This is a genomic window from Streptomyces sp. JH34 (assembly GCF_029428875.1).
Classification (GTDB): Bacteria; Actinomycetota; Actinomycetes; order Streptomycetales; family Streptomycetaceae; genus Streptomyces.
Genome location: NZ_JAJSOO010000001.1, coordinates 6,670,245 through 6,685,230 on the forward strand (window position 1 = coordinate 6,670,245; position 14,986 = coordinate 6,685,230).

Sequence of the window (14,986 nt, forward strand, 5' to 3'; positions counted from 1 at the left end):
CTCAGTCGTCCTCGTCGTCGCCGTCCCCGGCGGGAGCCACCGCCGGGTCGGTCGCCGCGGGCGACTCGAGCCCGGCCGTCGGCGTGGAGCCCGGATCCGGGGTGTCCGCGGCACCGGTGTCCGGCGCGAAGAGGATCGTGCCCAGATAGACCGCCGCCAGGAAGGCGACCGTTCCGGCCACGGCGCTCGCCACGCGCGGGCGGCGCCGGATGGCCTCACCCGTGCTGATCCGGCGCGTGGTACCCGTCCGGGGCGCGGATCTGGACGTACGGGGCGCGGGCGCCGCCCGTCTGCGACCCGTGGCCTGCGGCAGCCGGTACGTCGACGGGCCCCCGCCGGCCGGAGCCCCGGGAGCCGGGGCCGGCGACGGGCCGGCCGGCGCGGCGGACCGCGGCGCGGCGGACCGAGGGGCGGCGGGCGCGTGCTGTGGAAGCGGCTCGGGCCGCCCGCGCCAGGCGTCCGTACGGAACCAGTCGGAGACCTGCTGCGCGCTCGGCCGGTCCTCCGGCTTCTTCGCGAGGAGGCCCATCAGATACGAGTCGAAGGCGGGGGAGATGTCCACCCCGCGCTGTCTCACGGGCACCGGGGGCGTGTCCACGTGCTGGTACAGCGTCGCGGTGGCCGTGTCCGAGCGGAACGGCGGCTGCCCGGCCAGCAGTTGGTAGATGACACAGCCGAGGGAGTACATGTCCGACGCGGAGTCGGCCGTACGGCCGAGCGCCCGCTCGGGAGCCAGGTACAGGCTCGTCCCCACGATGTGGCCGGCCGTGGTCAGCGCCGTCGAGGGGTCGTCCACGAACTGGGCGATCCCGAAGTCCCCGATCTTCACGGACCCGTCGGCGTCCAGCATCAGGTTGCCGGGCTTGATGTCACGGTGGACGATGCCCTGCCGGTGCGCGGCGGCCAGACCGGCGGCGGCCTGGCCCGCGATGTGCGCGACCTGCTCGGGGTGGACCGACTCCTGGGCCTCCAGCAGGTCCCCGAGGCTCTTGCCCTCGACCAGCTCCATCACCAGGTAGAAGCGGTCCTCCCAGGAACCGAAGTCGAACACGGCCACCAGGTGGGGGTGGCTCAGACGCGCGGCCGTCTGCGCCTCCAGGCGGAAGCGCGCGGTCGACGAGGCATCGGCCTGATCGCCCAGCAGCAGCTTCACCGCCACGGCCCGCCCCAGGACTTCGTCCGTGGCGCGCCACACCTCACCCATACCGCCACGGCCGATGGGGGATATCAGCCGGTACCGCCCAGCAACCAGCACCTGTGCACACCAATCTCGAATTGTGGCCCTCTCCGACTGCCGCGGCGGCGACCTCGTCGGGCTCATCGCCTCGGGTGGGTAGCGTCAGGGTGCGCGGCATGATCAGGATATCCGTCCCCCGGAGCGCCGCTCGCCCGGCCGGAGCCAGGAGCGCCTGATCCGGCCAATCGGCCCGTCGGACCGGCCTGTTCTCACCCGGCGGCGAGCCAGTCGAGCACCGCGGCGGCGGTGAATTCCGCCTGCCCGCCCGGGAACAGCAGCTCAGCCTTCCCGAACACCGCCGCGTCCGCCGTCGCTTCGGGCTCCGGAATCGCGACACAGCGCATTCCCGCCGCGTGGGCAGCCAGGACTCCCGGGACGGCGTCCTCCAGGACGACACACCCATCCGGAGCCACGCCGAGCCGACGGGCCGCCTCCAGGAACACGTCGGGTTCCGGCTTGCCGTGCGCCACCTCCTCGGCGGACACGTACAGGGGCAGGTACGCGTCCAGTCCCGTGACCGCGAGTGTGGCCGCGATCGCGGCCCTGGACGACCCCGACGCCACCGCCATCGGCACCCCGTCCCCGTGCAGCCGCTCGACGAGGGCGCGCATCTGCGGGAAGGCCGCGGTGGAGGCCCCGGCGAGCTCCAGGTAGAGGGCGTTCTTACCGGCCAGCAGCTCGTCGACCGGTGCCTCGATGCGGTGTTCCTCGCGCAGGACGGTGAGGGTCTCCCGGGTACCGATCCCGATGAACCGGGTGTGGTCCTCCCAGCTGAAGTCCCGCACGCCGTACCGGGCCAGGAGCCGGCGTCCCGCCTCGTAGTAGTTCGGCTCGCTGTCGACGAGGGTGCCGTCGAGGTCGAAGAGGACCGGCGGTACCGGGATACGCGGGGTGTTCATGGCACCCAGCATGCCCGACGGCGGTCAGGGAGGGCCCGCCGCTCGCCCCACCGCCTCGACCAGCGGCAGGACCCGGTGGGCGACACGCTCGCGCAGCGCCACATCGGTCCGGGTCCTGACCACCCCCGGGAGCTGGATGAGCCGCTGGATCACGTCCTCCAGGTGCCCGTTGTCACGGGCCACCACACGCGTCAGGAGATCGCCGCCCCCAGTGGTCGAGAACGCCTCGATGATCTCCGGGACCGCCGCGAGCGCGTCACCCACCTCGTCCAGGTGCCCCTGGGTGACCTCCAGGTGCACGAAGGCGAGCACCGGATGACCGAGGGCGGCGGGGGAGAGGGCGGGCCCCGTTCCCGTGATCACCCCGTCCCGCTCCAGACGGTCCAGCCGGGCCTGAAGGGTGCCACGTGCCACGCCGAGGAGACGTGCGTACTCGCGCACGCTGGTACGCGGCTGCTCGATGAGCAGCCGGAGGATACGGGTGTCGAGGGCGTCCACCGCCATGTCCGGCTGTGCTCCTCCCGGCTCGGTGATCGGTCGCCCGACTGTAGCCGGGGCGGGACGGCGGTGTACGGCACCCGGGGCGGAGTGCGCGCCCGCCCCGGATGCCGTACGCGGACCGCCCGCCCAGGATGCCGTCAGCGGGGCCCGGACGGGGTCAGGCGCAGCAGGGTGCCCTCGCCGTCTGCCGAGAGGACGAGTGAACCGTCCGGTGCGGCGGCGATGCCGGCGAAGCGGCGGGCGAGCCCCGGCAGACCGTTGGCGAACAACTCCGCCTCGGTGCCGGCCCCTTCGCGGGCGTCGACAGGCGGGCCGCCGACCGGCAGGTCCTCCGCCTCGGTCCAGCTCTCCGCGGTGGTGAGGGAGACCGCGCGCACCCTGCGACGGCCCGTCTCCACCGTGTACAGCTCGTCACCGAGCACGGTCAGCCCCTGCGGCGCACCGAGCCCGTCGGCCACCACGGTCGCCGGCGCGTCCTGCTCCAGCCTGAGCAGGGCACCCGCCCGCTCGTCGCTGACGTAACACCGGCCCGCCGCGTCGAAGGCCACGTCGACCGGACGGCCGAGCCCCTCCGCGAGCACGGTGACCTCGTCGTCCTCGGCGACGGAGAGCACCCGGCCGCCGCCGGTCTCCGCGACGACGAGCGAACCGTCCGGGCCCACCGCGACGCCCATCGGCCGGTCCAGTCCTCCCACGCGTGTCCGCATCGAACCGAGCGCGGTGTCGTAGGTCCTGACGTCCCCGAACTGCGAGGTGAGGTGCAGGAACGGGCCGTCCGCGGCGATGCCGTGGACGAAGGGCGCCAGGACGTGGCTGCGGGGTTCCCCGGACTCCGCCCGGGTGCCGTCGCCGGACCTCCCGGTTGCAGGCCCGCCGGGAGGAGGAGGGCTCGCCACCCGGTAGTGGTCCGCCGCGTAGACGGTGCCGGCCGCGCCGACCGTGACGCCGTAGGGGCCGTCGAAGCCCCGCGGCACGATCACCCGGGTCCGGCCGTCGGGACGCATCTCGGTGATGCCCCCGCTGGCGTAGCTGGAGACGAACATCCGGTTCTCCGCGTCGAACGCCGCGTTGTCCAGCCCCTCCACACCACTGGTGAGCACGGTCCTGGACCCGGTGCCGTGGAGGTCGATGCGGGTCACCCTGCCCTCCGGCCCGAGTGACAGGACGTGCAGCACGCCGCCCCGGTCGAAGCGCACCGCGACCGGCCGGTCCACCTGATCGGCGACCAGCTCGGGCACACCGCCGTCCGGAGAGATGCGCCAGACCTGCTCGCTGATCATGTGCGGGTAGTAGAGACATCCGTCCGGCCCGCGCTGCATGGCGTTGCCCATGGCGAGCCCCTCGGTGAGCACGACCGGGTCACCGCCGTCCGGGAAGAGTTCCAGCAGGCGGCCGCCGGGCCTCATCTCGTTGACGAACAGCCGGTCGCCGATACAGGTGATGCCGTTGGGGTTCTTCACCTCGTCGCTCACCAGCGAGTACTCGCCTCCGGGGCCGCGCCTCCACACGCGGCCCGGGACCAGGTCGGCGATGTACATCGAGCCGTCCGCCCCGAAGGCGAGGTCGTCCGGCGACCGGACCGGTCCGCCCGCCGGCACGACGACGTCGAGGTCGCCCCCGGCGAGATCGACGGCGCTGATCCGGCCCCCCAGGAACTCGGCGACGTAGAGGCGTCCGTCCGGTCCGAACGCGATGCCGTTGGAACCCCACAGGGGGTTGGCCGGGTTCAGTCGCTCCGGGGCCGGGTAGCGGCCCCCGCGTCCCGGCGTCCCGTCGAACCTGCTCGGGTATGCGGCTGCCTGCTCGTCCGTATGGCGCACGGTCACTCCGCCCCGACCAGGACGTCGTCCATGCCGTCGCCCTCGCGCCACTTCCTGAGCAGTTCGTGGAAGGCGACCGGCCCGTCGCCGTAGGACTCGCTGCGGGCCCGGGGCCTGCCCTCGTTGTTGTAGTACCCGGGGGTGCACTCCGCCTGGAACGCGTGCAGACTCGGTGCCTTCCGGCGGATCGTCGACACCCAGGCGTCCTGCGCCTCGACGGTCGGCTCGACGCGCAGGGCCTTGCGGCGGTACGACTCGGCGACGACCTCGGCGACGTGTGTGGCCTGCTCGTCGAGGATGTGGACGTAGTTGACCGCGCTGGCGTTCTGCAGCGGGCCCAGCTGGAAGAAGTTCGGGTAGCCGTGGCTGTAGAAACCGTGCAGTGTCTTCGGGCCCTCGGCCCAGGACTTCAGCAGGGGGACACCGTCCCGCCCGAACACGGGGAGCTTCCCCGACATCACCCCGGAGACGCCGACCTCGAATCCCGTCGCGAAGATGATGCAGTCGACCTCGTACTCGGCCCCGCCGACCACCACGGCGTTCCGGGTGATGCGTTCCACCCCGTGACTGTCCGCGGTGTCGACGAGCGTGACGTTGGGGCGGTTGAAGGTCTGGAGGTAGTGGTCGCTGAACGTCGGGCGCTTGCACATGTAGCGGTACCAGGGCTTGAGCTTCTCGGCGGTCGCGCTGTCCTCGACGACGGCGTCGACGCGTGCGCGGATCTCGTTCATCTTCTGGAAGTCCGCGATCTCGTAGGCCTTCTCGCGTTCCTCGGCCGGTACGTCCGCGTAGGCGTCGGTCGGGATGAGCTTCTCCTGCAGACGGGCCGTACTGGTCCAGGCGTCGTTCACCAGGTCCTCGTCGACCGCCTTGCCGGTGACCACCTGGAGGAAGTTCTCCATCCGCCTCCGCTGCCAGCCGGGCCGGAGCGACTTCGCCCAGTCCGGGTCGGTGGGCCGGTTGTCGCGGACGTCCACGGAGGAGGGCGTCCGCTGGAACACGTACACGTGCCGGGCGTCGGCTCCGAGGTGGGGTACGACCTGGATGGCCGTGGCGCCCGTGCCGATCAGCGCCACGCGCTTGTCGGCGAGCCCCGTCAGGCCGCCGTCCTGGTCGCCGCCGGTGTACCCGTAGTCCCAGCGGCTGGTGTGGAAGGTGTGGCCCTCGAACGTCTCTATCCCGGGAATGCCGGGCAGCTTCGCCTGGCTGAGCGTCCCGCTGGACACCACCACGTGGCGGGCCCTGATCCGGTCACCCCGGTCCGTGGCCACCGTCCACTCCGACGCGCCGTCGTCCCAGCGGAGTTCGGTGGCCTCCGTCTGGAAGCAGGCGTCGGCGTACAGGTCGAAGTGCCGCGCGATCGCGCGTGAGTGTTCGCGGATCTCCTCACCCGGCGCGTACTTCCACCTCGGGACGTAGCCGACCTCCTCGAGCAGGGGCATGTAGGTGTAGGAGTCGATGTCGCAGTGGATTCCGGGATAGCGGTTCCAGTACCAGGTGCCGCCGAAGTCCCCGCCCTTCTCGATCACCCTGATCGACTCGACGCCGGCCTGGCGCAGGCGTGCCGCGGCGAGGAGACCGCCGAACCCGCCGCCGACGACCACCACGTCCACCGCGTCCAGCAGGGGCTCGCGCGAGAAGTCCGGGTCGGCGTGCGGATCGGCGTCGTAGTAGCCGAACTCACCGGCGGCGCGACGGTACTGGGCGCTGCCGTCCGGCCGGATCCGCCGGTCGCGTTCCGCGCGGTACTTCCGGCGCAACTCCTCCGGGTCGAAGTGCAGTTCGCCGGGTCCGGCGCCGGGTACGGGGCCCGGGCCGGCGGGCGTGGGTGACGCGTGGGGGGTGGACATGCAGGGCCTCATTCCTCTTGGGGCGGGATCAGGGCTGGTGTCGTCGTCGGGCCGCCGGCACGCGGGCGGTGCGGCGTCGACCGGGGCATCGCGTCGTGCGGGGCACCGTTCGGCCGGCCGGTGCCGGCCGAGGGTGTGGAGCGGTCCGGGGGTGCGGCGGCGCACCTGGCCGTCTCGCAGGCCACGAGGGTCTGCGTGACCGACTCACCGCGATCCACCGGGGACTTGCGAGGCACCCTCGAACCTAGACGTGCATAGTACACATCATGTGGTTAATGCATATTGCAGCCGCGGAGGTCATGGCTGGATGTGACCGGAAGCGCGGACGGGGGTGGTCAGACGGCGGACCAGCCGTTGTCGACGGGAAGGACCGCCCCGTTGATGTTGCTCGCCGCGTCGGAGGCGAGGAAGACGATCGCCGACGCCTGCTCCTCCGCCCGCGCCGGCGAGCCGACGTTGCCCATGTAGGGGGCGAGGGCGCCCGGGCCGTGCGCCTCCCGGTCGGCGTCGACCCGGATGTTGGTGATGGTGCCGCCGGGTGCGATGGCGTTGGAGCGGATGCCCTTGTCGCGGTACATGACCGCCAGTGACTTGGTCAGGCCGGCGATGCCGTGCTTGGACGCCGTGTACGCGGCGCCGGCCGCGCTGCCCCGTAGCGAGGCCTCCGAAGCGGTGAAGACGACGGCGCCCTTCCCGGCGGCGAGCATGTGGGGCAGTACGGCCCGCGTCAGGCGGAACGGGGCCGTGAGGTTGATGCCGATGACGCGTTCCCACTCGTCGTCGCCCGTGTCGGCCGCCGCCGACATGCTGTCCATGATCCCGGCGTTGTTGACGAGGACGTCTATCCCGCCGAACTCCTCGACGGCCGTCTCCGCGACCCGGTCGACCACGGCCTGGTCCCTGAGGTCGCCGATCACGGTAACGGCCGTCCCGCCGGCCTGCTCCACCTCCTCCGCGACGGCTCGGGCGGCCGCGGCGGCGACGTCCGCGATCACCACGCGCGCGCCCTCCCTGGCGAACAGGAGGGCGGTGGCCCGGCCGATGCCCGACCCCGCGCCGGTGACGATGACGCTGCGGCCCGGGCCGCTGACGGTGACGCTCACGTGATGCTCCTCGTGTTCGGTGGCAGGGCAGCACGCTACCTTTAATGGCGTGCCGTGCCAAAGAGGCGGAGGGAGCCGTAAAAGAAATGGCTACGATGGGCGCAGCCGGAAGGAAGGTGGCTGAAAGTCGTGGAAGCCATGCAGGCCGGAGGGGTGCGGGAGCCCGCCCCGGGCGCCGTGGGGGCCTCGGCCGCCGACGGAGCCGCAGCCGGCGAGGGATCCCGCCCCGGGCGTCCTCCGCTGACCGAACGCCGTAAGGCCGCGACCCGGCTCGAGATCGCCCGGGAGGCCGTACGTCTGTTCGCCGACCGTGGTGTGGCCGCGACGACCGCCGACGAGATCGCGGCCGCCGCGGGGATCTCCCAGCGGACCCTGTGGCGCTACACCTCCTCCAAGGAGCTCTGCGTCCGACCGCTGCTGACCCACGCGCTCGACTTCGTCACCGCTCTGATGCGGTCGTGGCCGCGCGACCGGCCACTGGCGGAGGCCGTCGCCGGAACGCCGTCGTCGCTCACCGACACCTCGGCGGACACCGACGCGGAGGCCCTGCGCGACCTGGTCCGGCTCACCCGCACGGAGCCCGGCCTGCGCGCCGTGTGGCTCCAGGTGCACCATGACGCGGAGATGGTCTTCGCCGAGGTCTTCGCCGAGCGGACCGGACACGGGCCGGATGATCTCGAACCACGGGTGCAGGCGACCCTCCTCAACGGCGCGCTCCGCGTCGGGGTCGAGCAATGGGCGTGGAGTGCGGCCCCGCACCCCGTTCCCCTGACCCGCACGATCCACCGGGCGCTCGACATCGCCCGGTCGGGGCTGTCCGACTGAGCGGTGGAGCCCGCACGGGACCCGGGGCTCCCGACGTGTCCGGTCGCGCCGCCCGTCGTTGACCAGGGCATGAACCTGCGGACCGTGTCCCTCGCGCTCGTCGTCCTGCTGAGTACGGCCGGCTGTGTCTCCGTCCGGTCCGAGGCGCGGAAGCCCGAACCCGCGGTCTCCGGGCATCCGGGGAACACCCCTGCCGTGCAGGCGTCCACGCCGCCCGCGGCGCCCCCGGCCGTCCATGACGCGCTGGGGAAGGCGGAGGAGGCGGCGGAGCGCACCGGTGGGAAGAAGCGGAGGAAGGGGGCGGGTGCGGGTGGTCCTGCCGGGCCGGCGGCCGTCGTGGCGCCGCCGCCCCGCGCCGAGGCACGGAACCAGCCACGACGCGCGATGCCCGTTCGCCCCCAGCCGCCGCGCCGCGCGCACGTGCCCCGCCCGCCCCGGCCGCGGCACACCTACGACATGCGCAGCGTCTGCGCGACGGGCCGGGGGGTCGCGTCCGCCGAGGTCGTCGACCTGTGCCGGACCACGTACGGCCGCTGACGGAGCGCAGGGCTGCCCCGGGCGGTGGGGCACCTCGCGTCCCGGGTGGCTCTCGCGCGGCGCGACGCCTGGCGCCCGAGGTGGCCATTGGCAGCGTTCTGGCCCATGAAAACAGTAATCGGATGTACCAATGGCTCAGTGCATCAGTCGTCTGTTGAGCCAGACGCCGGTGCCATGGTGTGATGGCACTGTCGATGGCGCCGCGGATTCCGTGGCGCCCTTTTTCATGTGAAGGGGCGGGAAGCTGTGCTGAAGAGGGCGTTCGTGGCACCGGATCCGGGACGGCTGCGGCTGCGCCACGCGACCAGGGCCGTCCTCGGTATCGGACTGGCCGTGGCCGCGTGCGGCCTGGCCGGGCACACGCTCGTCGGTGCCGTCACCGGCGGCCTCGCGGCGCTGCTGGCCCTCTTCACGGTGACCGACCCCACTGTGCGCGGGCAGGCGGTCACGACAGCCCTGCTGCCCGTGGTGGGGCTCCCCGTCCTCGCTCTGGCCGCCGTACTGCACGACCTTCCCGTCGCGCGCGATCTGGCCTTCCTCGCGGTCATGGGGGCGGGTGTCTACGCCAGGCGCTGGGGGCCGCGCGGTCACTCGCTCGGAGTGTTCGCCTTCATGGCGTTCTTCATCACGCAGTTCCTCCACACCCTGCCGGGCCAGCTGCCCGAGTTGTACGCCGCCGTCCTGCTCTCGCTGCTCACCGCGTCCGCCGTTCGCTTCGGGCTCTGGTGCTACGAGCGGCGGCTGCCCGCCGCCCCGGCCCTCGCGCCGGTGGCCGCGCGGGGACTGGCCCGGGCGACCACCAGGCAGGCGGTCCAGGCGGCGGTCGGAGGGGCCCTCGCGCTGCTCGCCGGCCAGTTCCTCTCCGGGGAGCGCTGGTACTGGGCCGTGGGTGCCACCTGGTGGGTCTTCGTCAACACCACGTCGCGCGGCGAGACCCTGGTCCGCGGATTCCGCCGCGTGCTGGGGACTCTGGCGGGCATCCCCGTCGGGCTGCTCGTCATCGCTCCGCTGCACGGCTCGGCCCTGCCCTCCGCGGTGCTCGTGGCGCTCGGTGTCTTCGGGATCTTCTACACCGCGGCCGTCTCGTACACCTGGATGATGTTCTCGGTGACGGTCCTGGCGGGGACGCTCTACGGACTGCTCGGCGTCCTCGACCCCGCGTTGCTCGCGCTGCGCCTCGTGGAGACCGGCGTCGGCGCGCTCGGCGCGACGGTGGCCGTGCTCCTCGTCCTGCCGGTCACCACCCACGCCACGACCGACGCCTGGATCCAGCGCGCCCTTCGCTGCGTGCACACCTGCACCGCCGAGGCCGCCGCGCGGCTCGCCGGCTCGGCGACCGCGGACCCCGCTCCGCGTGTCGCCGAACTGGAGGCGCTCCTCGGCCGGGTACGGCTGTCGCTCGGTCCGCTCGTGCATCCGCTGAGCCCGTTCCGCGCCCGCAGGGCCCGGGCAGGGCAGGTGCTCGCGCTGCTCGACGTCTGCGTACGGGAGGTACGCGGGCTCGCCTCCGTCGCGGCGGACCCTGAGGCGTCGCACGACGCCCGTCTGGCCGCTGCCTGCTGGCGCGTGGAAGCGTCGGTGGAGGCGCTGACGTCGCGGGTGCGGAGGTACCGTGCGGCGGCGGCCGTCGACACGGTCCTTCCGCACGTGCATGTAGCCGAACCCGCGCTGGCCCATCTCCACAGCCTGGAAAGGGCACTCGCGGAGCTCGCCGCACCCCTCCACAGCTCCCCGCGCGCTCCGCTCATCGGCGCCTGACCCCGGCCGTCCTTTCCGGTCAGGGCCGGGAACCGCTGCCTGCTACCGTCGGCCGGGAAGATCGGGACGGACGTGAAGAGGGGTAGCGCGATGAGCGCCGACCACGCACAGCGGGCATTCATAGGATCGTTCACCTCGGCGGGCGGCCGCGGCATCACCGTCGCCGCCGTGGACCGTGACACGGGCGCGCTCACCCTCCTCGCCTCCACGGACGCCGTGGCCGATCCGTCCTTCCTCGCGGTCGGCCGCGCCCCGGGAACGGACGACATCGTGCTCTACACGGTCAGTGAGACCTCGGACGGTGCCGCCGCGGCGTTCGGCGTGGACGACGACGGCACTCCGCGGCTGATCGGCGAGGTACGGCCGGTCGGCGGGAGCAGCCCCACGCATCTGTCCCTCGTCGCGGGGCACCTGCTCACGGCCAACTACGGTTCCGGCAGCGTCAGCGTGCTGCCCGTACAGGACGACGGAGCACCCGGTCCTGCCGCCGGTCCGCTCACACACGAGGGCAGCGGCCCCGACGAGGGGCGCCAGTCGGGTCCGCACGCGCACCAGGTCCTGGCCGACCCCTCGGGGAGGTGGGTGCTGAGCGTGGACCTCGGCACGGACTCCGTACGTGTCTGCGCCCTCGACCCCGCCGACGGCTCCCTGCGGCTGCACGCCGAGACGGCTCTGCGGCCGGGCACCGGACCGCGCCATCTCGCGTTTCACCCGGCCGGGGGACACCTGTACGTCCTGAACGAGCTGGAACCGACCCTCACCGTGTGCCGCTGGGACGCCGCCGCCGGGGTACTCGAACCGCTCGGCGAGACACCGGTGCTGCCGCACGACCACGACGAGGGCGGCGCCGTGCGCACGTACCCGTCGGAGGTCGTGGTCTCGCACGACGGCCGGTTCCTGTGGACCGCCAATCGCGGGCACGACAGCATCTCGGTCCTGACCCTCGACGAGACGGCCGAGAGGCCCGTCCTGGCGGCGGCCGTGGGCTGCGGTGGACGCCGGCCCCGCGACCTCACGCTCGACCCCACCGGACAGTGGCTGTACGCCGCCAACGAGCACTCCGGGAACGTCAGCTGGTTCGCCGTGGACGCGGAGACGGGCATCCCGGCCCACACGGGATCCGTCGAGGTCCCGGCCGCCTCCTGCGTGGTCTTCGCCTGACGGCCTCCCCCGCGCGACCGGGTGCCGGTACGCCGACGGGGCGCGGACAGGTTCTGCCTGTCCGCGCCCCGTCGCCGTCCGGGCGGATGTGCGGCGCGCGTCAGTGCGCCTGGGCGCCCTGCGGCGTCGCCGGGGTGATCCCCAGAGTCGTCGCGTACAGCGAGAGGACGAGCTTGCCGATGGCCGGGTAGGCGCCGAGCGGCTCGGCGGTCGCGCAGCCGGCCTCCTTGGCCGCGGCGTCCAGCAGCCCCGGGTCGATCTCCGGGCCCACCAGGTACGGCGCGAGCGCGAGCTGCACGGAGCCGGAGTTCTGGAGCTGTGCAGCGATCGAGGCGACCGAGCCCTCCACGTCCAGGGCCGCGGCCATGACCGGCACGGCGAGACGGGCGGCCAGCAGCATTCCCGTGATCCCGGCGGCCTGCACGGCCTCCTCGCCGCCCACCGTGGCCAGCACGATGCCGTCGGCCGCGGTCGCCACGGTGAAGAGCCTCGCGCGGTCGGCGCGGGCCAGACCGGCCTCCGAGAGGCGTACGTGCAGCGCTTCGGCGAGCAGCGGGTGCGGACCCAGCACATCGGTCAGCTCGGCCTGGGTGCCGCTGTCCATGACCGCCTGCCGTATGCGCCGGACCATGGCGCTGTCCGGGCCGGCGAGCAGCGGCACCACGACGGCGGACGGGCCCGAGGGCTCGGCGACCTCGCGGCCCGCGGCGGTGGCCTGCTCGTAGCGCGCGGTGCGCTCGGCGGCGGCGTGGGTCAGTACGGAGGAAAGGGTGGGATATTCGGCGTCGTCGCCGTCGAGGTAGCCGATCTGCGCATTCAGACCGGGCAGCTCGGAACGGGCGATGCTGATCACTTCCTCGGCCAGGCTGCGCGAGGCCGGGGAAGGGGTACCGGGAAGGGCGAGAACGAGCGCGGCAGCGCCCTCAGGTGCGACCACGGGCTCCGGGCGGCGGTGCCGTCCGGACTGGCGAGGTCGCGGCATTCGTACAGGCAGGCCGGAAGCGGGCCCAGTGGGGGTGCTCATGGCGCCGCATGCTACTGGTTTTGGGTGTCCCTCTGTTCGGGGAGGGGGCGGTCAGGCGTTATCTGTCCGTATATGTCTGTTGAGCGGCATAGCGGGTGACTGACCTGCTCTGTCCCGACAGCCGATCGGTCGAATCGCCTAGGTTACTCCCGGTACGAACAGCAGCTGCGGGTGGGACGGCAGCCGCAGCCCCGGGCCGGCGAGGCTCCGGGCGATCTCCAGGGCCCCGTGCAGCGGGTCGCCCTCCGCGGGGACCACACGCGCCTGCGGGACCTGCCGGGCCAGCTCCCTGTGCAACGGCTCGAGAAGAGGCGCGCCCATGCGGAACAGCCCACCGGTCAGAGCGATGTCGTAGCCGCCGGGACGGGAGCCGGTGGGGCGGGGGCACACCGCGGCCGCCGCCTCGGCGACATGCCCGGCGGCCTCCCGCAGGATCCGCGCCGCGACCTCGTCGTCGGCGGCGCAGGCCCCGACCTCCGGGGCGAAGGAGGCCAGCAGCGCGGGGCGGTCCGTACGCGGATAGAGGAGGCCCGGCAGACCGGTGGCCGGGCCGAAGGTTTCCTCGAGCCGGGCCAGCAACGCCGGCGAACCGCCGCGCCGTCCGTCGTGGGCCCGCATCGCGGCATCGAGCCCCGCCCGGCCGATCCAGGCGCCGCCTCCGCTGTCGCCCAGAAGATGCCCCCAGCCGTCGGCCCTGCGCCACGACGTCAGGTCGGTGCCGAGCGCGATCATGCCCGTGCCGCCCGCGACGACCGCTCCGGGCCGTCCGCCCAGGGCGCCGGCGTACGCGGTCACCGCGTCGGCGGCCAGAGCCACCCGGTGTACACCCAGGGAGTCGGCGAGGGCCTGCGGCAGCACGGCCCGCAACTGGCCGCCGAGGGTCGCCATTCCGGCCGCTCCGACGGCCGCGGCGGCGACGGCCGCCCCGGGGCCCGCCTGTTCCAGCAGCCTGCCGACGGCCGGCAGCACCTGCTCCAGCAGATGTCCGGCGTCGATGCCGGCCGCACCCGTCCGTACCGGCTCGGCGCAGACGGCGGTGAAAGCCGCGTGTCCCGTGTCCGCCGGTGCGAGGGCCACGCGCAGCCCGGAGCCACCCGAGTCGACGCCGAGGACGAACCTGCCGGCGCTCACGGAAGCCGCCGCCAGGCTCGGTCACCGCACGTCTCGGACACCGCTGTCGGCCGACGAACGCCTGCGCGCCTCATGCATGCTCTCCGGGGGAGTGGAGGACTGACGACGACCGGCACCCTACCGCTCGGTGCCACCCTGGAGGGACGGCATGATCACTCGGAGCCGTGTGGGCCGGTAGAGTGACGCCTGTGGCAGCGCGACCGTTGAACGAACTTGTGGAGCCCGGCTGGGCGAAGGCGTTGGAGCCCGTGGCGGGCCGCATCGCCGAGATGGGCAACTTCCTCCGTGCGGAGATCGGAGCGGGCCGCACCTATCTCCCGGCGGGGAAGAACGTGCTGCGCGCCTTCCAGCAGCCCTTCGACGACGTACGCGTCCTGATCGTGGGTCAGGACCCCTACCCCACACCGGGAATGGCCATCGGGCTCAGTTTCGCGGTGGCGCCCGACGTCCGGCGCCTGCCGGGCAGCCTGGAGAACATCTTCAGGGAACTCCACTCCGACCTCGGTCTTCCCCGGCCGTCCAACGGGGACCTGACGCCCTGGACGCAGCAGGGGGTGCTCCTGCTCAACAGGGCGCTGACCACGGCCCCGGGGAAACCCGCCGCCCACCGCGGCAAGGGCTGGGAGGAAGTGACCGAACAGGCGATCCGAGCCCTGGCCGCCCGGGGCAAGCCGATGGTGTCCGTGCTGTGGGGACGGGACGCACGCAACGTGCGGCCGCTCCTCGGTGACCTGCCCGCGGTCGAGTCCGCCCACCCTTCGCCGATGTCGGCGGACCGGGGCTTCTTCGGGTCGCGCCCCTTCAGCCGCACCAACGACTTCCTGGAGCGCGCGGGGGAGAAGCCGGTGGACTGGCGTCTGCCGTGAGCGCCGCCGGACGGACCGGCGCACTCACCGGGCTCCTGGTCCGGCGCCTCGCATAGGTTCCCGCTTCGCGGGCAGGAGACCCTTCGACCCGAGCTCCTGACGGCACACCCCCCTCCCGTGCCTTCGCGAGCATCCGGCCCCACCGGCACCCCCCCCCCGCCGGTGGGGCCGGACCCTTTTCCGGCCGTGCCGACGGGACAGGCGGAAGCCGCCGCAACCGTGATCCGGGAGGCCCCGTGCGGGTGACGGGAGTCCGTCCGGGTGGCGCTCGTGG

The 14,986-nt window shown here is 73.2% G+C and carries 13 protein-coding genes; 5 read left to right on the forward strand and 8 right to left on the reverse strand.

Annotated elements, in window-relative coordinates:
* Position 1: 1 nt before the first annotated feature.
* The 6 genes from LWJ43_RS29975 to LWJ43_RS30000 all read right to left on the reverse strand — a co-directional run bounded on the left by LWJ43_RS29975 (position 2) and on the right by LWJ43_RS30000 (position 7,410).
* Positions 2-1,204: a serine/threonine-protein kinase gene (locus tag LWJ43_RS29975; RefSeq protein ID WP_277336029.1), complete on the reverse strand. Its 1,203-nt coding sequence runs from the start codon at positions 1,202-1,204 to the stop codon at positions 2-4.
* Positions 1,205-1,446: 242 nt separating this feature from the next.
* A complete protein-coding gene (locus tag LWJ43_RS29980) occupies positions 1,447-2,136 on the reverse strand; it encodes an HAD family hydrolase (RefSeq protein ID WP_277335298.1) in 690 nt (229 codons plus the stop codon).
* 24 nt (positions 2,137-2,160) lie between these two features.
* A complete protein-coding gene (locus LWJ43_RS29985; protein ID WP_277335299.1) occupies positions 2,161-2,640 on the reverse strand; it encodes an Lrp/AsnC family transcriptional regulator in 480 nt (159 codons plus the stop codon).
* A gap of 134 nt (positions 2,641-2,774) precedes the next feature.
* Positions 2,775-4,457 carry an NHL repeat-containing protein gene (locus tag LWJ43_RS29990; RefSeq protein WP_277335300.1) on the reverse strand — a complete coding sequence of 561 codons (1,683 nt, stop codon included), beginning with the start codon at positions 4,455-4,457 and terminating at the stop codon, positions 2,775-2,777.
* 2 nt (positions 4,458-4,459) lie between these two features.
* Entirely contained in the window at positions 4,460-6,307 is a 1,848-nt protein-coding gene (locus tag LWJ43_RS29995) for a flavin-containing monooxygenase (RefSeq protein ID WP_277335301.1), read from the reverse strand.
* Positions 6,308-6,642: 335 nt separating this feature from the next.
* On the reverse strand, positions 6,643-7,410 hold the full coding sequence (locus LWJ43_RS30000; protein WP_277335302.1) for an SDR family NAD(P)-dependent oxidoreductase: 768 nt from the start codon (positions 7,408-7,410) through the stop codon (positions 6,643-6,645).
* A 138-nt stretch (positions 7,411-7,548) separates the two neighbouring features.
* Between LWJ43_RS30000 and LWJ43_RS30005 the strand changes: the two genes are divergently transcribed.
* The 4 genes from LWJ43_RS30005 (at position 7,549) to LWJ43_RS30020 (ending at position 11,691) form a co-directional block, all read left to right on the forward strand.
* A complete protein-coding gene (locus tag LWJ43_RS30005) occupies positions 7,549-8,235 on the forward strand; it encodes a TetR/AcrR family transcriptional regulator (RefSeq protein ID WP_277336030.1) in 687 nt (228 codons plus the stop codon).
* Between the two features lie 69 nt (positions 8,236-8,304).
* On the forward strand, positions 8,305-8,772 hold the full coding sequence (locus LWJ43_RS30010) for a hypothetical protein (RefSeq protein WP_277335303.1): 468 nt from the start codon (positions 8,305-8,307) through the stop codon (positions 8,770-8,772).
* 246 nt (positions 8,773-9,018) lie between these two features.
* Positions 9,019-10,530: an FUSC family protein gene (locus LWJ43_RS30015; RefSeq protein WP_277335304.1), complete on the forward strand. Its 1,512-nt coding sequence runs from the start codon at positions 9,019-9,021 to the stop codon at positions 10,528-10,530.
* Positions 10,531-10,620: 90 nt separating this feature from the next.
* Entirely contained in the window at positions 10,621-11,691 is a 1,071-nt protein-coding gene (locus LWJ43_RS30020; protein ID WP_277335305.1) for a lactonase family protein, read from the forward strand.
* A 100-nt stretch (positions 11,692-11,791) separates the two neighbouring features.
* Here the strand turns inward: LWJ43_RS30020 and LWJ43_RS30025 are convergent, their stop codons facing one another.
* Both LWJ43_RS30025 and LWJ43_RS30030 read right to left on the reverse strand, forming a co-directional pair.
* Positions 11,792-12,715, reverse strand: coding sequence for a sirohydrochlorin chelatase (locus LWJ43_RS30025; protein WP_277335306.1), 924 nt, complete (start codon positions 12,713-12,715; stop codon positions 11,792-11,794).
* A 138-nt stretch (positions 12,716-12,853) separates the two neighbouring features.
* Positions 12,854-13,846 (reverse strand): N-acetylglucosamine kinase, encoded by a 993-nt coding sequence (locus LWJ43_RS30030; RefSeq protein WP_277335307.1) that lies wholly within the window; start codon positions 13,844-13,846, stop codon positions 12,854-12,856.
* A 188-nt stretch (positions 13,847-14,034) separates the two neighbouring features.
* Between LWJ43_RS30030 and LWJ43_RS30035 the strand changes: the two genes are divergently transcribed.
* On the forward strand, positions 14,035-14,712 hold the full coding sequence (locus LWJ43_RS30035) for a uracil-DNA glycosylase (protein WP_277335308.1): 678 nt from the start codon (positions 14,035-14,037) through the stop codon (positions 14,710-14,712).
* Positions 14,713-14,986: the final 274 nt, after the last annotated feature.